The organism is Halalkalibacter sp. HAAS-P013 (genome assembly GCF_056619925.1).
Genome location: NZ_JBWQTU010000013.1, coordinates 28,834 through 46,785, shown reverse-complemented (window position 1 = coordinate 46,785; position 17,952 = coordinate 28,834). Strand labels below are relative to the sequence as shown.

Here is a 17,952-nt window from a genome sequence, read left to right as displayed (position 1 = left end):
CGTTACTGGATGTACTATTAATGTTGCCTTACAGAACAACATTTATAACTGGAACAAAAAGAAAAAAGCTATCCTTTTTTGGCTAGCTTTTCAAACGGGTTGCTTTAGGGATTCTGCAAGTTCTAACAGTTCTTTCGCATGCTCTCGCGTTAGTTCTGTTACTTCAACTCCAGATATCATTCGCGCAATTTCATTTATTTTTTCCTCTGTTGAGAGCGACTTTACAGAGGTTTTAACGCGATCATTTTCTTCGTTCTTTTGAATATAGAGATGTGAATCTGCCATCGCGGCTACTTGAGGCAAATGAGTAATGCAAAGTACTTGTGATCCAATGGATATAGCATGAATTTTTTCAGCAATGGCTTGAGCAACTCGTCCACTAACTCCAGTGTCCACTTCATCAAATATAACAGACGTGACTCCTTGCTGATTTGAGAAGATGGATTTAATCGCAAGCATGATTCGGGAGATCTCCCCACCTGATGCCACTTTTGAGAGTGGTTTCATTGGTTCTCCAGGATTCGTTGACAAATAAAACTCCACCGTGTCAATACCGCCCTGACTAAAAGGAATCGTCTGTCCATGAATCATTGGCGCGTGCTTACCTGGCGCTCTCTCAACTACTCGAACTTCGAATACGGTCTTTTCCATATATAATGAACGCAACTGTTCATGTATCGCTTCAGTCAGCTCGCAAGCCGCTTCTTTTCGAATTGAAGTTAGTGCTTTTGCTTCTACAAATAAATCTTGCCACAATCCATCTAGCTCATTTTGAAGCTTCGATATCCGATCATCTTTATGGATAATTGAATCTAACTCCTCTTCCACTTTGGAAGCATACACCAAAATATCATCAACCGTCTCCCCATATTTGCGTTTCAACCGTTGTATATCATGTAGACGCCCTTCAATGAATTCAAGTCGATTTGGGTCGAACTCAATTTGTTCTACCCGATCACGAAGTGCGAATGCCGCTTCTTCTAACAAGTAATAACTATTACTTACAGATTCAAATAAATCTTTTAATTCCTGATCAATCGAAACTGCTTCTTCTAAATGCGATACAGCATTGTTAAGATAATCTAACCCTCTTCCTTCTCCATATAAACTTAAATAACTGTCTTGAAGAAGAGAGAACAACTTCTCGCTATGGGCTAGCTTATGTCTTTCATTCAATAAATGAACGTCTTCTTCCGGAACCAATTTAGCCTGTTCAATTTCTTCGAGCTGATACTGAAATAAATCAGCTTTCTGTGCTAACTCCTGTTCATTTTCACTAAGAGATAACACTTGCTTTTGTAGCTGTTGCGCTCGATTATATAATGTTTGATATTCTTTAAACGTATCCGTTAAAGCTTTTGAGGCATATCCATCTAGCATTGATATATGCTCTTCTGGCTGCATTAACGCTTGATGCTCATGTTGTCCATGAATATCGACAAGAGCTTGTCCAATTTCCCGTAAAATGGCGAGAGTAACCAACTTGCCATTGACTCTGCAAATGCTTTTCCCTTGCGAGGTAATGTTCCTTCTTAAAATAAACATCGAATCTTGAACATCTATGCCAAACTCGATTGCTTTTTCAATGATAGGGTGGTCATCTTCTACAATAAACAAGCCTTCAATTTCTGCGCGCTTCTCTCCGTGTCTTACATATTCAGCAGATCCACGACCTCCAAGGAGAAGACCAATCGCGTCAATAATAATTGACTTTCCTGCTCCGGTCTCTCCCGTTAGAACAGTTAATCCTTTTTCAAATTGCACGGTTAATTCATCAATAATGGCAAAATGTCGGATTGATAATTCAATTAACATGCATGTCACACCCTTATAACATATCTAAAAATCGCTGCGTGATAGCTGGCCCTTCTTCTTTATTTTTACAAATAATAAGAATGGTGTCGTCGCCACAAATTGTCCCCATTACTTCTGTCCAATCTAAATTGTCGATTAAGGCGCCAATTGAGTTAGCATTACCCGGTAATGTTTTCATAACAATTAGATTATCAGCTCGGTCAATGCTTACAAAGCTGTCCATTAACGCACGCTTGAGCTTTTGTAGTGGGTTAAATCGTTGGTCTGCTGGCAAGCTATACTTATATCGTCCATCTAGCATTGGTACTTTCACAAGGTGAAGTTCTTTTATATCTCTTGATACCGTTGCTTGTGTTACGTTATAGCCTTCTCTTCGTAATTGCTCAACTAGATCATCTTGTGTTTCAACTTCTTTATTGGCAATGATGTCTCTAATTTTGATATGCCTTTGTCCTTTATTCATCTATTCTCACCTATTCCTACACTGTCTCATATGTTCATTATCTACGTAATCGCTCTACAATACAACACATTTATACTTACAAAATCTTTTAAAATTAAAGAAATAAATATTTTTTCATGCATCACGATGAATAATTATAAGACAAAAAATGCCTCGACGAGGGCACTGAAAAAGGTGATTTTCCCTTTTTCAGTGCCCTCTAAGCAATGGACGGAGCCGTTGCAATAATTTAAAAAGCCTGCTATGAGTGGTATTCTCATAGCAGGCGCGCAACGTGCGGAGCCATTGCTACATAATCGAGGCACTGAAAAAGGTGGTTTTCCTTTTTCAGTGCCCTCCCAAATCTTTGATCGAGGCATTTTTAACGTGATTACTCTTCTTGTTTTGCTTTTAATTCCTCATGTGCAGTAGCAACGACATCCTTAATCGAAATGGAATCACTAATTGAACCTTCATCACCGTTATAGTGTAAATGCATTAAAAATTCAATGTTGCCCTCTCCACCTTTAATCGGTGAATAACTTAGGCCACTGACGTGGTAACCTTCATTTGAAGCAAACTCTGTCATACGTTTCAACACATCTTCATGAACTTTTTTATCTCGGACAATGCCTTTTTTCCCAACTTGTTCACGCCCTGCTTCAAATTGCGGCTTTACAAGTGCCACAACATCTCCATTTGGAACAAGAACGGTCTTCAATACAGGTAAAATCAACTTTAAAGATATAAAGGATACATCGATCGTTGCAAACTGAGGCAATCCTTCTGTTAAATCCTCTGGCTTCACATAACGGAAATTCGTACGTTCCATCACTGTGACTCGCTCGTCCTGTCTTAGCTTCCATGCCAATTGATTATATCCAACATCAAGTGCATACACCGATTTAGCTCCATTTTGTAAAGAGCAATCAGTGAACCCTCCTGTTGATGCACCTATATCTAATACAATTTTATCTTTTAAGGTAAGTTGAAAAAGCTCAATCGCTTTTTCTAATTTTAACCCTCCACGACTCACATAAGGAAGTGGGTTTCCTTTAATTTCAAGAGGAATATCACGATCAATTTTTATTCCTGGCTTATCCACTCTCTCCGTACCAGAGTAGACAAGTCCAGCCATAATAGTCCGCTTCGCCTTTTCTCTCGTTTCAACTAGGCCACGCTCGACGAGCAAAACATCTATTCGTTCCTTCTTAGTCAATGTCCGTTACGCCCTTTGCTTTTTTTTCGGTAACATCGTCATCATTTGATCAGTTACTTTGGCAGATGTAAGTCCAATTTCCTCTAAAAGCTCTGATACGCTACCATGTTCGATAAACTCATCTGGAATTCCCATCCGTTTTACTTCAACGTTGTGATAGCCATTGTCATGGAAAAATTCTAATATAGCACTTCCAAAGCCACCTTGAAGAGCAGCTTCCTCTAACGTGAGTACCGGAATATCCTTTTGAGCAATCTCGTGTAACAGTTCCTCATCAAGAGGCTTTGCAGAATTTGCATTCACGAGCTTTACCGATAAGCCTTGTTTCGAAAGATGAGCTATTGCTTGCTCAGCAACTGGTATCATCGTTCCAAAAGTCAAAATACAGGCATCCGTTCCTTCTTGTAAAGTTTCCCATTTACCGATCGGCAACTGCTTTAACTCATCGTCCATTTTTATTCCGTATCCATTCCCTCTAGGGTAACGAACGGCAATTGGACCACCATCGTATTTAGCTGCTGTATAAATCATGTGCTGAAGTTCATTTTCATCTTTTGGCATTAAGATTTTCATATTTGGCAAATGACGAAGGAAAGCAATGTCAAACACTCCCTGATGTGTTTCTCCATCTGCACCGACAAGCCCTGCACGGTCAATCGCAAAGACAACATTCAAATTTTGTCTACAAATATCATGTACAACTTGATCATATCCACGTTGCAAGAAAGTAGAATACACAGCAAACACTGGTTTCATACCTTGTGTTGCTAAACCACCAGCCATCGTAGTCGCATGCTGCTCAGCAATACCTACGTCAAACATGCGCTCGGGGAACTCTTTAGCAAACACGTCTAACTTCGTCCCACCAGGCATCGCTGCTGTTAGTGCGACAATACGTTTATCTTCACGTGCAATTTTTTTCAGAGTTTCTGCAAATACTCCACTATAACTTGGAGGTCCTGGTTTTTTTACCACTTCACCAGATTCGATTTTATATGGTCCAAGCCCGTGCCACGTACCTTTTGCATCGTTTTCAGCTGGCTCATATCCTTTGCCCTTTTTCGTTAGTACATGAACGAGAACCGGCCCCTTCGTTTTCTTGGCATACTTTAGATTCTCAGCCAAATCATCAAGGTCATGTCCATCTACTGGACCTAAATAAGTAAAACCTAACTCTTCAAAGAAGATCCCTGAAACTAATAAATATTTAAGACTATCTTTCACACGTTCAGCTGTCGATGCCAGCTTCCCACCGAAAGCAGGGATTTTCTTGATTAACTGTTCAAGTTCCTCTTTTGCCTTATGGTATTTCCCTGCAGTACGTAGTCTTCCTAACACATTATGAAGAGCACCCACATTTGGAGCAATTGACATTTCATTATCATTTAAAATGACAATTAAGTCGGTTTGTTCATGTCCAATATGATTTAATGCTTCAAGTGCCATTCCGCCTGTTAAAGCACCATCACCAATAATCGCTACAACGTTGTCATCCGTTCCTTTTAAATCTCGTGCTGTAGCCATTCCCATCGCAGCAGATAATGAAGTGGAGCTATGTCCAGTCTCCCATACATCATGTTCACTTTCATTGCGCTTTGGAAACCCACATAGACCTTTGTATTGACGCAATTTATCAAATTGATCGGCACGACCTGTAAGAATTTTGTGCACATATGCCTGATGTCCAACGTCCCAAATGAACTTATCTTTTGGGCTATCAAATAAATGATGCAATGCAAGCGTTAATTCAACGACACCTAAATTAGGGCCTAGATGTCCTCCCGTAACAGATAATTTTCCAATTAAAAACTGTCTAATATCCTCTGCGAGATCTTCTAGCTGTTTCTTTGAATAGTTCTTTAGGACGTTTGGGTCTTTAAATTCCTCTAGTTTCATAAAGGAACCCTCACTTTCGAGTCAGTTTTTCTTTTTTCTTTGTTTTCCATTTCCTGAAAATACTTTTATTTTCAGTTTTACCTCTAATAAATATAATAATCTACCTACTTGATAGATAATTGGGGTTGCATAATGAATCGCCAACGTTTTGCCAACTGCTTTTCCACCGACTGTTAAAGCAGCAACAACACTTGTAAATAAAATTGAAATGGCAAATTGCTGTATAGATGTATCACCATAACCTAGTTGTATCGATAATTGCAAGACAACATAGGCAGATGCCGTACCACTAATAATACCAGAAATATCTCCGATCACATCATTACAGAAATTTGCAAATTTATCTGCATTTCTCGTAATTAAAACAGCATGTTTTGCCCCATGTAAACGCCCTGAAGCCATCGCATGAAATGGCTTCTCATCTGCTGCAGTTGCGGCTACACCTATTGTATCAAAGAACACACCTAAAAACACAATAATGAACACAATGAACATACCGACTGCCCATGTCACTCCACTTAAAATAAACGTGGAAATAACTGAAAAAATAGCCGCTAGCACAAGTGTGATAACGGCGATTCCCAAACTCCAATGTATTGATTTCTGAAGAGGTTTCATAATTATCTATCGATCACCTTTTAAAAGTTCTATGTATAGTTTGGAGTGGTCATTTAAAGAGTAAACTCTGTAGCTTAGGTCCAGTAGGATTTCCCAATTCAGCTCCACTGCGTCGCCGCGGGTGGCGGTTTCCCTTTATACTGAACTTGACGTTGTCACCAAGCGTCAGACTGGATTACCACTTAGTCTACACTGCAATCCTCTTTAAATGTCAAACGAACAGTCTAGGAGATTTCCTCAGCAATTCCTTGCCATTCTTTTATCCTCTTTTGCAGAGTAGATTTCATATGGGTAAAGATCAAAACCTGTTGGCCGACACGTTTTGTCCTCATTTCCATAATCCCCTCTACCTCCACTCAAGGCAGGCTACGCTGCAGACAAGCTCCCTAGCTTGCCGTTGCAGGTTCATACCCTTTGCCCTGGTATCATACTCGTGTATGGACCGAGCAAAAGGCCTCCACAGTAGGAGGGTCAACGCCCACATGCCTTTGCGGATCGCCCTACTACCTTTTCTCCCAGTCAAGACCCAAGGCTGGGCGCCTCAAGCCCAGACAAGGAGCTTCATCGATGTGCCCTTTGGCGGATTTTTAGCCCCGCCTTCAAGAATGGAGAACTGACTAGAATACTGCACCACTCACATGTCACGCTATTATAGCATGAGCTAATTCGAAGCTCAATGGAAATGCTTTGAATTAATGGTCACGCTCTGCCACATAGTTTGTTAACGTTAAAAGTAATTGATGATTCATGTTCACTCTATATAGGTATTCTTTTGCTTGAGTCATATGCTCATTTAGCATTTTTTTCGCGCCGTCCAACCCTAAAAGATTCGGATAGGTGCTTTTGTTATTGCCATCATCACTGCCGATTGGCTTGCCAATCGTCTCTGGATCTCCTTCTATATCTAAAATATCATCTTTGATCTGAAACATTAAACCAAGTTCCTTGGCATACATTCGGAGGTTAGCAATATCATCTTCCGTCGCTCCTGCAATAATCGCTCCCGCTACGATAGATGCCGTTAAAAGATCTCCCGTTTTATGATGATGAATGTAAATAAGTTCTTCTAATGTTAGTGACTTATTTTCTCCTTCCATATCAGCAACTTGTCCCCCTACCATTCCTTCAGGCCCGGCTGCTTTAGCGATCTCTTGAATTATGAGTAGCTTTTGTTCAGCTGTCACGTCTTGATTTTTCAGTTGCGCGACTAATTCAAAACTATATGTAAGTAGGGCATCACCAGCTAGAATAGCAAGTGCTTCCCCAAAAACTTTATGATTGGTTGGTTTGCCTCTTCTGATGTCATCGTCATCCATCGCCGGTAAGTCGTCGTGAATCAAAGAATACGTATGGATCATTTCAATTGCACACGCGACATCCAATCCAGATTCTAAAGGCTTTTTGAAACTTTGGATGGTTGCTAACAATAAAGCAGGTCTAATTCTTTTTCCTCCTGCCTCTAAAGAATAAGTCATCGCTTGAACTAATTTTTCAGGTACGGATAATCGCTGAAGGTGATACGGCAAGCGCAACTCAACTTGCTCTTTTGTTTCCTTTAAAAAAGAAGTAAGCTCTTGATTCACGATTACTCATCCTCCTGAAAATTTAACAGCTCCAACTCCCCATCTTCATGAAGGATTTGATCCATTTGATTTTCAACTTTTTCTAGTTTTTCGTGACATTGCTTCGATAACGCCATTCCTTCTTGAAACATTGTAATAGCTTTTTCTAATGGAACATCTCCTTGTTCCAAACACTCTACGACCTGTTCTAGTTCTTTCATAGCTTCTTCAAAACTTAGTTCCGTTTTTTCCGCCATCCAACTCTCCTCCTATTCCAATCGATCTGCATCTTCCACTACACAATGGACTTTCCCATCTTTTAAACGAATATCTAACTTGCTGCCTACTGCAACTTGTTGTGTCGACTTTATTAATGAATTGTTTTTTTGATCATACACTAAGCTGTACCCACGATCCATTAATCGTAGAGGGCTAAGAAGGTTTAATTCTCCAATTGATTTTTCAAATGGAATTCTTTTGCTTTTAATTTGTTCTTTCATCGCCTTAACGAGCGCTGCTTGTAAATGGCTTCTTTGCTCGTTTGCTTGTCGAACTCTCACTTGCGGATGGAGCATCGTTAAAGATTTATCTAAATGTTTCAATTGATTAGCCGGTTCTGTGATCGTTGTAGTGACACTCCGTTTCAATCTGTCCATATACCCATCAAGTTGCTGCTCTTTTTGCCTGATTAACTGCTCAGGATATCGAAATGCATAAGACCGTTTGAATCGTTCTAATTTAGCCGATTCAGATGTCAATCGATCAATCATAAGCTTCTTTAATCTCTTCTTCAGCATATTTAACGATCTTCTCACTTCTTGATGATCTGGTACCGCCAATTCCGCAGCTCCAGTTGGTGTAGGTGCACGTAAATCGGCAACAAAGTCACTAATTGTAAAATCAGTTTCATGACCAACTGCTGAAATGATCGGAACATTTGCTTGTGAAATAGCTCTAGCTACTCCTTCATCGTTAAAGGCCCATAATTCTTCAATAGAACCTCCACCACGACCAACGATTAAGCAATCAAAGCAACCAGCTAGATCAGCTTGTCGAATGGCACGTGTAATAGAACCAGGAGCATGATCGCCTTGTACTAACACTGGAAGTAACGTAATTTGAGCAATTGGGTATCGTCTTTTTAATGTGATGACAATATCACGAATAGCTGCTCCTGTCGGGGATGTGATAACCGCAATTCGAGAGGGAAATTGAGGGATCGCTTTCTTGCGTTCACTGGCAAACAACCCTTCTCTTTCAAGCTGTGCCTTTAATTTTTCATACGCTAGGTACAGACTCCCAACTCCATCTGGTTGCATCTCTTTTGCATAAAATTGGTACTGTCCGTATGGTTCGTACACATTTACTTCACCTCGAAGCAGTACCTTCATCCCATTTTCAGGTTTAAATTTCAAATAACGATTATGACCTGCAAACATGACTGCTTGCATTCTTGATTTATCGTCCTTTACAGTAAAATACAAATGACCACGACTATGCATCTTTACGTTAGAAAGTTCTCCTCTTATCCAAACACTTTGAAGGATCACATCTTCTTCCATGAGTGATTTGATGTAGCGGGTCACTTCAGAAATCGTTAATACATCTTTAGTCGCCATTATGTACCTCTATGAACGCTTTCTTGCTGAAATTACTGTGTTTTCAAGTAGCATTGTAATGGTCATCGGCCCTACCCCACCAGGAACAGGTGTAATATAAGATGCTTTTTCTTTGACACCTTCAAAATCAACATCTCCAACAAGTTTTCCGTCCACACGGTTAATTCCAACATCAACGACAACAGCACCATCTTTCACGTCTTCAGCTGAAATAAATTTCGGCTTGCCAATCGCGACAATTAAGATATCTGCAAGGTTTGTCATTTCACGTAAGTTTTTCGTTCTTGAATGTGTATATGTAACTGTTGCATGTTCATTTAAAAGAAGTTGTCCCACTGGTTTTCCGACAATGTTGCTTCTTCCAACAACAACAACATGCTTACCTACAAGGTCAATTTCTGCTTCTTTTAACATTTCTACAACACCAAAAGGCGTACAAGGAAGAAACGTATCTTCTCCTGTCATCATTTTGCCGATATTGATTGGGTGGAATCCATCAACGTCTTTATTAGGGGCAATTTTCTCAATAACAGCTTGTTCTGAAATATGTTCTGGAATTGGAAGCTGAACTAAAATGCCATCAATTGAGCGATCCTCGTTAAGGCGGTCAATTTCTGCTAATAATTCTTCTTCGGTAATCGTATTTGGCTTTTCTATAAGAACCGAGTGAATTCCTGCTTGTTCACAAGCTTTTTGCTTTGCTCTGACATATGTTTGGGATGCTGGATCTTCCCCAACTAAAATAACGGCCAAACCTGGTACAATATTTTCAGAAGCCAATTCTGCCACATCTCTTTTTAACTGTTCTCTCTTTTTAGCTGCTAGTTCTTTTCCGTTTAATAATAATGCTGTCATGACGTATTCCGCTCCTTTTAGTAAAAACTTATTTGTGTAACTGTTCCATCGCTTTAGACAAAACTCCATTTACAAACTTACCTGACTCTTCCCCACCAAACGCTTTTGCTAGTTCAATTCCTTCATTAAATGTTACATTTACAGGAATATCTTCGGTGTATTTCATTTCATATACGGTCATACGTACAATGGCACGATCTACAAGTCCCATTCGATCAAGAGTCCACCCTTGGAGACTGGAAGAGATGACTGGATCGATGGTTTCTTTGTGTTCCAGAGTTCCTCGGACAAGCTCAAGCATAAAAGAACTTGGAGCCTCGCCCTCATCGAGAACACTCTCGATCGCTACATCCACATCACTCTCTGTTAGGTCTATTTGATAGAGCGCTTGTGCCGCTCTGAGTCTTGCTACTCTTCGATTCATAGTCAAACTCCTTCTGTTCGTTTAATATGTTGATAATAGCATAACACGCAAGGCTAAAACAGAACAATTTACAATGTTTTGTTTAAAATCTTTCGTTTCTTTATAAGTAACCGCTTATTATTTACTTCTCACATCTGTACTATTATAGCCAAAAATAAATCAATTCAAAAAGTAAAAAAAAGAGGTGCTTCAAAATGTCGATTTAGACGTTTTGAAACACCCCCAATACAATGACTTCGTCCACTGCAATTACCGATTAAGATCAATGGACCTTTAATTTGTATTTACGCTTCATCTTGATCAACTGGTTCAGCTGATTCAAATTGTACTCCTACTACATGAACATTAATTGCTTGTAGTTCAATTGCTGTCATTGTTTGTAACGCTTGTTTAATATTTGATTGTATTAAAGTCGCAACTTCTGGTACAGCTACACCATACGTAATAACAACCGAAACATCTACCGTAATACCATCTTCAGCTAATTCGACTTTGACACCTTTTCCGTGATTTTTTCGACCTAACTTCTCAGCAACACCTGTTGCAAAATTACCACGCATCGTTGCAACTCCATCAACCTCAGACGCAGCTATACCAGCAATGACCTCAATAACTTCTGGTGAAATTTCAACCTTGCCTAGTTCCGACTTTTGCTCTTCTAGTTCGAGAATATGATTTTCATTCATTGTACTTCCCTCCTATTATCGCATGTAAACAACGTAACATGTATTAAATTGTGAATTAGAGCTTTATTGACATTACATCATAATGTTCAAGGAACTTTGTATTAAAATCACCCGAAACAAATGTATCATGGTTCAAAAGTCGAAGATGGAATGGAATGGTTGTCTCCACTCCTTCTACTTCAAACTCCTCTAATGCTCTCTTCATCTTAGCGATGGCTTCTTCCCTTGTTGCTGCGTGAGTTATCACCTTCGCAACCATTGAATCATAAAAAGGAGAAATGACATAACCCGGATAAACAGCTGAATCAACTCGAACGCCTAATCCGCCTGGTGCTAAATAATTTGTTATCTTACCAGGAGACGGCATAAAGTTCTTAGCTGGGTTCTCCGCATTTATACGACACTCGATTGACCATCCTTGGAATGAGACATCCTCTTGAGTAAGCGAAAGATGCTCATTACTTGCTACTCGTATTTGTTCCTTAATAAGATCAACACCCGTTACCATTTCTGTAACAGGATGCTCAACCTGAATACGAGTATTCATTTCCATAAAGTAGAACTGATCATTGTTGTGATCGTAAATGAACTCAACCGTTCCAGCTCCAGAATAATCTACCGCTTTTGCAGCATTTACAGCTGCCTCCCCCATTGCCGATCTCGTTTGAGGAGAGATCGCAGGTGACGGAGTTTCTTCAAGTAGTTTTTGTAATCGACGTTGAATACTGCAATCCCGCTCTCCTAGGTGAATCACATTTCCATGATTATCAGCTAATACCTGAATTTCAACATGTCTAAAGTCCTCGATATACTTTTCAATATAGACACCTGGGTTTCCAAACGCAGTAGCAGCTTCTTGCTGAGTAATATTCATACCCTTTTTCAGCTCTTCTGGCGTCCTTGCAACACGAATCCCTTTACCGCCACCGCCAGCTGTCGCTTTAATAATAACAGGATATCCAATTTCCTCAGCTACGTTCAGTCCAGCATCAATACTTTCAACAATTCCGCTTGAACCAGGAACAATTGGGACACCAGCTCGTGCCATTGTTTCCCTTGCAACATCCTTTGTCCCCATTTGACTAATTGCTGAAGGGCTAGGTCCAATAAACGTAATATTACATGCTGCACAAATCTCCGCGAAATCAGCATTTTCAGCTAAGAATCCATACCCTGGGTGAATTGCATCAACTTCTGTTAACGTAGCAGCACTCATAATATTTGTGACATTTAAATAACTTCGATTAGAAGCCGTCGGGCCGATACAAATAGCTTCGTCTGCCAGTCTAACATGTAACGAATCCTTATCTGCTTCCGAATAAACAGCTACTGTTTCAATATCTAGTTCTCTACAAGCACGGATAATCCGCACTGCAATTTCCCCACGATTTGCAATTAAGATCTTTTTTATCATCGTATCTCTCCTATGTTAAACAAGCTCAACAACAAATAATGGTTGTCCGTATTCAACAAGCTCGCCGTTTTCGGCAAGAACTTCCGTGATCTTTCCTTTGACTTCAGCTTCAATTTCATTCATAAGTTTCATCGCTTCAACGATACAAACAACTGAGTCTTCACTTACTTTATCGCCTTGCTTTACGTATGGAGCTGAATCAGGTGACGGCGCTGAATAAAACGTGCCGACCATCGGAGATGTAATCGTATGTACATTTGTATTTACCGGTACTTCTTGTTGTTTTTGCACTTCACTAACTGGTGCTTCTGGTACCTCATTTGTTACAGGGGCTGAGACAACAGGAGCTTGTTCTCTTGAAACCTCTACCACCTTCTCAACTGCAGGAACAGGTGCTTGTTGTTTTTTTAATACTAGCTTTGTTCCTTCTTGTTCAAATTTCAGTTCATCTACACTTGATTGATCTAGTGCCTTTATTAATTCTTTTAATTCTTGAACTTTTAACATTATTCATGCACTCCCTCTCTTGTCCCTATTCAACTATCCCAAGGGATTTTTGAAAATATTATTATATCATGATTATATCGTATTAGTATCTTCGACAAGGCGGTCTAATTCCCTCCTCATGAAGTCAAGCGGGAAATAAAAGAACGCCATATAAAATCTAATCAGACTATAATGAACTGGACACTATTATTCGTCTGTTGATTCTACTGTACTTTCGTCGACTTCAGTTTTTATTAATACATCATTTTTATATTGACGAAACACAGGAAACTCCGATAAGTTATCAGGAATTTTACCGTTTTCTAGCAAGATAATTTTTACGATGTTCTTGTTACGAGCCATGTGGAACTTGTCTCCATATTCATTTTCCTGAGTGTAACGTTTTAGATTTTGATAATCTTCCTCTTGAATTGAGACTGCGTATGTATCCTCATCACCTTCTTCAGGCACTTGTTCAAATCCAACTTCAAATTCAACGATTTGAATATTATCATTTTTTATATTACGTGTTTGCTCAAGAACTGCCTTTGCACCTTCTGTTAAATCATTCCATTCCATTCCAATCGCTCCTTACGTATTAGTTACTTTGCGTATTATATCATACACGAATAACCGGAAGCCATTGCTCTTTAGAAAAATAGGTTCTAAAGCGTTTGAATACCTAGCATGTACTTCGTTATAGTTGCTTAACCTTCTACAAACAAAGGCAGACGAGGTTGTTTAAAATAAGGAGAATGCGAAGATATAAAGGAAAGAAAAGTCTCTCAGCGAGCGTATGAAGGACCTTTCCCTCCTTTCTTAGCTCGGATAGGAAGTAAAAGAACAAGAGGTGCGTTATCTACCGAATGCCCACAAAAAAATAACAAAAATCACGGAGACTAGTGTAAGCAGTTCTCCGTGATTTTTAATTTTTCAGGGGTCTTGGCTGCCCCTTTCTTTTCAATGATTACTTCGAGGCTTGATGAGCAACAGTAACTGTGTTGCTTGATCCTAAATGATCATATGTCATGCTTAAGATTTCATTTGCTTGTTCACGTGAAAGCTCTTCTGTTTGTATGATTACGCGAACTTGATCTTCCTCAGCCATTACTAATGCATCTTCAAATCCTTTTGCAATAATTAATGTTTCTAATTGATGTTCTTTTTGCGATAGACGTTGTAACTCGATACTCTTGTCATGCGCCTGTGATTTCATTTCTGCAGATGCATCTTGAGAAGCCACAATTTGTGTGTATTCTTCAGCCATACGATCGCGTGATGCTTGAAGCTCCATACGAATCGTTGCGAATGCTTCATTTGTAGAGATGCTAGAAATAACACCTGATTCTGTTTCTTCTGCTTCAGCCTCATCTAGCTCTTCAGCGATGTTTACGACAACTTCATTTGCATCACCTTCTGTCATTTCTTCTAAGGCTAAATCTGAGTCTTCTTGCAGTTCATCAAACGCAACCTGTTCTCCTGGAACCGGACCCGGGGACTGCACATAATACACGGAAAGGACGATAATTAAACTCAACATTGTTAATAACCAAACTGTTTGCTTTTTTAAGACCATTATAAATCCTCCTTTGTTTTCTTCGGCATTACCGAAACTCTATGTGTTGGTACATCAAGGGAACGACTTACAGCTTCTACAACCCAACTTTTCACTTGGGCATTCTCCACTCCTTTAGCTACAACGAGTACTCCTCGAACGGTTGGTTTCTCCTGTTCGACTAGAATGGGTTCTTCCTTATCACCATTTCGTGTAATAACAAGCTGTTCATCACGAGATATATCTTCTACTTTTCTCGTGCCACCTTCACGGTCTGTCTCATCCGTATTTTGCTGCTTTTCATTTGTGTTTCTTTCATACACATTGCGCTCTGTATTAGCTAAATTGACCATTACGTTGACATCGGACACGCCTACAATTTGTTCAAGCACTTCTTTTAGCTGATTTTCATAGCGCATTTCATAGTCTTGCATCGAATTAGGCTCAGCTGATGATGTGTCTCTCCCAAATACAGTCTCAGCTTCTTCCTCTTCTTCACTAAAGACGGGTAAGGATTGTTCTTCGTCTCCTGCTGGATTGGTCAGAAGGTTGCCCGTGATCATGAGCGCTATACCTACACAACCAAGAAGCAAAATGTAATGGAATGACATTCGTTTCTTTTTCCCATTATCTGGCTTCTTAAAAAGGGCTTGTAGCCATTGTTGATCCTTCTGTTCATCGCGATTCATTGTGCTTGTTTCCCCCCTTCCCAAGCTATTAAAATCTTTTCTTTTGGGATCTGCCAATTTTCCGAGAGAAATGTTTGAACAGGTTCTAAATCATGATCGGTTTCTTCGATTTTCTCATCCGTTGTTCTACTTGAAGTATCAATCTGAACAACTTGGACTGGTAAAATCTCTCTTGAATCCCCTTGCTCATCTTCGGGTTCAGGTGAAGAGGGTGTTTGTACATGGACGTGAATTGCTTTTATTTGTTCGACTATCTGCTCTTCATCCACTGTTGAATTCAAGTCACCATCAAGATCAATTTTTACACTTTTGATTGAAAGTGAATGTTGATCTTTTAATGCTCCTGCTACTTGTCTCTCCAATTGGACAGCCACCTGTTCTAAGGTATATGCACGTACACCTGACTCTATATCTCTTTTTTGTAAATTTATTGTTTCATTTATTGATCTTTCTGTTTGCTCGACCTCATTAGACAAGGAAAACAGCCATTCATCAACATCCTCAGTAAATATACTTAATAAAGGTTGAAGCATCACGACAAGTAATAGCAAGCCTACTACCATTTTGACGTACCTTTGCATATTGGAATTTGGTAGCATCAGTTCTAAGATCGTTGCTAGTAAGATTAGTAGAATGATATTCGTCAGCCATTCTGTCAAAAATCCCAAGGTTTTCTCTCCTTTCTAGGGTAAAATCACCCTCTTTTCTTTAAGAGACGTGTTGCGGTGGCTCCGCTCTCCGTGCGTCTTTTAGGAGAAACCCACTCCTAAAAAGCTTAAAACATTACGGCGGCTGCGCTCATCGCTTTGAGTTAAGGAAAAAAGGCAAGATCGGCCTTTTTTCCTTAACTCATCTAATCATAAGCGACAAGTTTCCTGCTGCGACCATGATGGTGATGGCTAGGAAAAACATGAGGCAGACGACTGCCATTGCTGCGAATACAAAGATGACTGCTTTTCCAATAATTGATAAGCACTCGATGATCGGTCCTCCTCCTAATGGTTGGAGGACAGCTGCTGACAAGTTGAAAATAATTGCTAATGATAATACTTTTATCGCTGGGAAGGCACATAACATTAAGAGTATTCCTAGACCTGCAATTCCAATTGTATTTTTAAGTAATAGCGATGCACTCAACACCGTATCTGCTGCATCTGTGAACATCCTCCCAATTACCGGTACTAGATTCCCTGCAATAAACTTTGCGGTTCTGACTGTAATTCCATCTGCTACAGCAGTAGCTGCACCTTGAACTGAAATGACTCCTAAGAAAATGGTTAAGAATACCCCTAATGTCCCTATTGCTAGATTTCTAAGAAAGTTAGCTAGTTTGGTTACTTTATAATGATCTGTAAGCGTGCTGACAATGCTTAGTACTGTTGACAAAAAGAGCAGCGGCAACACGACATGCTGAATTAAAAGCCCGCTCGTGTTAACTAAGAAAATGATAAGTGGATGAAACAACGCTGCTGATGTTATATTTCCAATGGCCGCCATCATCGCTAACAAAAGTGGAAGCATAGCAATCATAAAGTGGACCATGCTACCAATGGCATCTTGAGCATAAGAGATCGCTACCTTAAAACTGTTTAGCGCAATAATCATTAGCACCATATAGGTAATGGCATAAGCTACTTTGCTAACGGTCTGTTGTTCAAATGCATTTTGCAGAGACTGTAAAATCATACAAAAAACAGTTAGGAGAATAAGTGAACCTAATAACTTTCCGTTCACTAGCAATTCATGCAATAAATAACGGACAAGCCCCATTCCCCATTCTTTCATTGAAAATTGCTTGTCCCCTCGAACAAACTCCATGAATGTTCCTTTTTGACTTTCCGGAAGAAACCCTCCGTACTCTGTTGATATCTCTTCCCAATAGGCCCTGATCTCATCTAGTTGCAATTGTTCCATTTGTTGTTCAACAAATCCCTGTTCGTCCAACGGTCCAGTTTCAGCTGAGCTGATTGGTGCAAATAATAATAAGACTGTAACTACGATGATTCCTTGAACGATGAACCGTATGTTCACGCTTGTCCCCCCAATCCATACACTACTCGTTACGATGGTAAAAGAGAAAGAACCATTTCAATCACTGCTGTTAAGATTGGTATTGCCATAACTAAGATCAATATCTTCCCAGCCAGTTCAATTTTTGAAGCAATAGCAGCTTGTCCTGCATCCTTTGCAATTTGTGAACCGAATTCTGCTATATAGGCGATCCCAATTATTTTTAAAATTGTTTGCAAATACATCATATTCATGTTAGCTTGCTCGGCAATTCCTTCAAGCATTTTGATGATTTTAGCAATTTCATCTATAAGAAATAGAAAAATCAGAACACCAACAAAAACTGTTAGCATAAAAGCAAATATTGGCTTTTGTTCTTTAACGACAAGGGCTAGGAAGGTTGCGATAAGTCCTAACCCGACAATTTGGATAATATCAATCGCAACTCACCTCCCTACCCTTGAAACAGGAAGACCCCTTTTATTTTCTGAAACAAATCATCAACAATTGTTGCTACCATGTAGAGTACGACGACAAATCCTATAAGGGTAACCCAATGAGCCCAATCTTCCTTTCCCATTTGCTTCAGGACTGTGTGAATCATTGCAACCACAATTCCAATTCCTGCTATTTGAAAAATGGTGTTAACATCATACACCACA

At 39.6% G+C, this 17,952-nt stretch carries 20 protein-coding genes; all 20 read right to left on the bottom strand.

Annotated features, from left to right (window positions below):
• Positions 1–90 precede the first annotated feature (90 nt).
• The 20 genes from recN to spoIIIAC all read right to left on the bottom strand — a co-directional run bounded on the left by recN (position 91) and on the right by spoIIIAC (position 17,951).
• On the bottom strand, positions 91–1,815 hold the full coding sequence (gene recN, locus AC1FXP_RS17230; protein ID WP_480063230.1) for a DNA repair protein RecN: 1,725 nt from the start codon (positions 1,813–1,815) through the stop codon (positions 91–93).
• A 13-nt stretch (positions 1,816–1,828) separates the two neighbouring features.
• Positions 1,829–2,278 (bottom strand): transcriptional regulator AhrC/ArgR, encoded by a 450-nt coding sequence (ahrC, locus tag AC1FXP_RS17225; RefSeq protein WP_480063229.1) that lies wholly within the window; start codon positions 2,276–2,278, stop codon positions 1,829–1,831.
• A gap of 370 nt (positions 2,279–2,648) precedes the next feature.
• Positions 2,649–3,476 carry a TlyA family RNA methyltransferase gene (locus AC1FXP_RS17220; RefSeq protein ID WP_480063228.1) on the bottom strand — a complete coding sequence of 276 codons (828 nt, stop codon included), beginning with the start codon at positions 3,474–3,476 and terminating at the stop codon, positions 2,649–2,651.
• Positions 3,477–3,482: 6 nt separating this feature from the next.
• Positions 3,483–5,372, bottom strand: a complete 1,890-nt coding sequence (gene dxs / locus AC1FXP_RS17215; protein ID WP_480063227.1) for a 1-deoxy-D-xylulose-5-phosphate synthase — start codon at positions 5,370–5,372, stop codon at positions 3,483–3,485.
• A gap of 21 nt (positions 5,373–5,393) precedes the next feature.
• Complete coding sequence (locus AC1FXP_RS17210) at positions 5,394–5,990, bottom strand: hypothetical protein (protein ID WP_480063226.1); 597 nt, start codon at positions 5,988–5,990, stop codon at positions 5,394–5,396.
• 692 nt (positions 5,991–6,682) lie between these two features.
• Positions 6,683–7,573, bottom strand: coding sequence for a polyprenyl synthetase family protein (locus AC1FXP_RS17205; RefSeq protein ID WP_480063225.1), 891 nt, complete (start codon positions 7,571–7,573; stop codon positions 6,683–6,685).
• Positions 7,574–7,575: 2 nt separating this feature from the next.
• Positions 7,576–7,809 carry an exodeoxyribonuclease VII small subunit gene (gene xseB / locus AC1FXP_RS17200; RefSeq protein ID WP_480063224.1) on the bottom strand — a complete coding sequence of 78 codons (234 nt, stop codon included), beginning with the start codon at positions 7,807–7,809 and terminating at the stop codon, positions 7,576–7,578.
• A 12-nt stretch (positions 7,810–7,821) separates the two neighbouring features.
• Complete coding sequence (gene xseA, locus AC1FXP_RS17195) at positions 7,822–9,171, bottom strand: exodeoxyribonuclease VII large subunit (protein ID WP_480063223.1); 1,350 nt, start codon at positions 9,169–9,171, stop codon at positions 7,822–7,824.
• A 9-nt stretch (positions 9,172–9,180) separates the two neighbouring features.
• Entirely contained in the window at positions 9,181–10,026 is an 846-nt protein-coding gene (folD, locus tag AC1FXP_RS17190; RefSeq protein WP_480063222.1) for a bifunctional methylenetetrahydrofolate dehydrogenase/methenyltetrahydrofolate cyclohydrolase FolD, read from the bottom strand.
• A gap of 28 nt (positions 10,027–10,054) precedes the next feature.
• Complete coding sequence (gene nusB / locus AC1FXP_RS17185) at positions 10,055–10,450, bottom strand: transcription antitermination factor NusB (RefSeq protein ID WP_480063221.1); 396 nt, start codon at positions 10,448–10,450, stop codon at positions 10,055–10,057.
• A 284-nt stretch (positions 10,451–10,734) separates the two neighbouring features.
• Positions 10,735–11,136: an Asp23/Gls24 family envelope stress response protein gene (locus tag AC1FXP_RS17180; RefSeq protein ID WP_034630432.1), complete on the bottom strand. Its 402-nt coding sequence runs from the start codon at positions 11,134–11,136 to the stop codon at positions 10,735–10,737.
• 55 nt (positions 11,137–11,191) lie between these two features.
• A complete protein-coding gene (accC, locus tag AC1FXP_RS17175; RefSeq protein WP_480063220.1) occupies positions 11,192–12,550 on the bottom strand; it encodes an acetyl-CoA carboxylase biotin carboxylase subunit in 1,359 nt (452 codons plus the stop codon).
• A gap of 15 nt (positions 12,551–12,565) precedes the next feature.
• The gene (gene accB / locus AC1FXP_RS17170; RefSeq protein ID WP_480063219.1) at positions 12,566–13,057 is read right to left on the bottom strand and encodes an acetyl-CoA carboxylase biotin carboxyl carrier protein; all 492 of its coding nucleotides are present in this window, start codon (positions 13,055–13,057) and stop codon (positions 12,566–12,568) included.
• 186 nt (positions 13,058–13,243) lie between these two features.
• Positions 13,244–13,615, bottom strand: a complete 372-nt coding sequence (locus tag AC1FXP_RS17165; RefSeq protein WP_480063218.1) for a hypothetical protein — start codon at positions 13,613–13,615, stop codon at positions 13,244–13,246.
• Positions 13,616–14,003: 388 nt separating this feature from the next.
• Complete coding sequence (locus AC1FXP_RS17160; protein WP_480063217.1) at positions 14,004–14,612, bottom strand: SpoIIIAH-like family protein; 609 nt, start codon at positions 14,610–14,612, stop codon at positions 14,004–14,006.
• On the bottom strand, positions 14,612–15,280 hold the full coding sequence (gene spoIIIAG / locus AC1FXP_RS17155; RefSeq protein ID WP_480063216.1) for a stage III sporulation protein AG: 669 nt from the start codon (positions 15,278–15,280) through the stop codon (positions 14,612–14,614). Before spoIIIAG ends, AC1FXP_RS17160 begins: the two co-directional genes overlap by 1 nt.
• Positions 15,277–15,948 carry a stage III sporulation protein AF gene (spoIIIAF, locus tag AC1FXP_RS17150; protein ID WP_480063215.1) on the bottom strand — a complete coding sequence of 224 codons (672 nt, stop codon included), beginning with the start codon at positions 15,946–15,948 and terminating at the stop codon, positions 15,277–15,279. Before spoIIIAF ends, spoIIIAG begins: the two co-directional genes overlap by 4 nt.
• Before the next feature lie 181 nt (positions 15,949–16,129).
• On the bottom strand, positions 16,130–17,305 hold the full coding sequence (gene spoIIIAE / locus AC1FXP_RS17145; RefSeq protein WP_480063341.1) for a stage III sporulation protein AE: 1,176 nt from the start codon (positions 17,303–17,305) through the stop codon (positions 16,130–16,132).
• Positions 17,306–17,340: 35 nt separating this feature from the next.
• On the bottom strand, positions 17,341–17,730 hold the full coding sequence (gene spoIIIAD / locus AC1FXP_RS17140) for a stage III sporulation protein AD (protein ID WP_480063340.1): 390 nt from the start codon (positions 17,728–17,730) through the stop codon (positions 17,341–17,343).
• A 14-nt stretch (positions 17,731–17,744) separates the two neighbouring features.
• The gene (gene spoIIIAC, locus AC1FXP_RS17135; RefSeq protein ID WP_034630453.1) at positions 17,745–17,951 is read right to left on the bottom strand and encodes a stage III sporulation protein AC; all 207 of its coding nucleotides are present in this window, start codon (positions 17,949–17,951) and stop codon (positions 17,745–17,747) included.
• Position 17,952 lies beyond the last annotated feature (1 nt).

Excerpts from the sequence above, each read along its gene's own strand:
- recN (WP_480063230.1), bottom strand. The coding sequence starts at position 1,815 with ATGTTAATTGAATTATCAATCCGACATTTTGCCATTATTGATGAATTA.
- ahrC (WP_480063229.1), bottom strand. The coding sequence starts at position 2,278 with ATGAATAAAGGACAAAGGCATATCAAAATTAGAGACATCATTGCCAAT.
- dxs (WP_480063227.1), bottom strand. The coding sequence starts at position 5,372 with ATGAAACTAGAGGAATTTAAAGACCCAAACGTCCTAAAGAACTATTCA.
- AC1FXP_RS17210 (WP_480063226.1), bottom strand. The coding sequence starts at position 5,990 with ATGAAACCTCTTCAGAAATCAATACATTGGAGTTTGGGAATCGCCGTT.
- xseB (WP_480063224.1), bottom strand. The coding sequence starts at position 7,809 with ATGGCGGAAAAAACGGAACTAAGTTTTGAAGAAGCTATGAAAGAACTA.
- xseA (WP_480063223.1), bottom strand. The coding sequence starts at position 9,171 with ATGGCGACTAAAGATGTATTAACGATTTCTGAAGTGACCCGCTACATC.
- folD (WP_480063222.1), bottom strand. The coding sequence starts at position 10,026 with ATGACAGCATTATTATTAAACGGAAAAGAACTAGCAGCTAAAAAGAGA.
- nusB (WP_480063221.1), bottom strand. The coding sequence starts at position 10,450 with ATGAATCGAAGAGTAGCAAGACTCAGAGCGGCACAAGCGCTCTATCAA.
- AC1FXP_RS17180 (WP_034630432.1), bottom strand. The coding sequence starts at position 11,136 with ATGAATGAAAATCATATTCTCGAACTAGAAGAGCAAAAGTCGGAACTA.
- accC (WP_480063220.1), bottom strand. The coding sequence starts at position 12,550 with ATGATAAAAAAGATCTTAATTGCAAATCGTGGGGAAATTGCAGTGCGG.
- accB (WP_480063219.1), bottom strand. The coding sequence starts at position 13,057 with ATGTTAAAAGTTCAAGAATTAAAAGAATTAATAAAGGCACTAGATCAA.
- AC1FXP_RS17165 (WP_480063218.1), bottom strand. The coding sequence starts at position 13,615 with ATGGAATGGAATGATTTAACAGAAGGTGCAAAGGCAGTTCTTGAGCAA.
- AC1FXP_RS17160 (WP_480063217.1), bottom strand. The coding sequence starts at position 14,612 with ATGGTCTTAAAAAAGCAAACAGTTTGGTTATTAACAATGTTGAGTTTA.
- spoIIIAG (WP_480063216.1), bottom strand. The coding sequence starts at position 15,280 with ATGAATCGCGATGAACAGAAGGATCAACAATGGCTACAAGCCCTTTTT.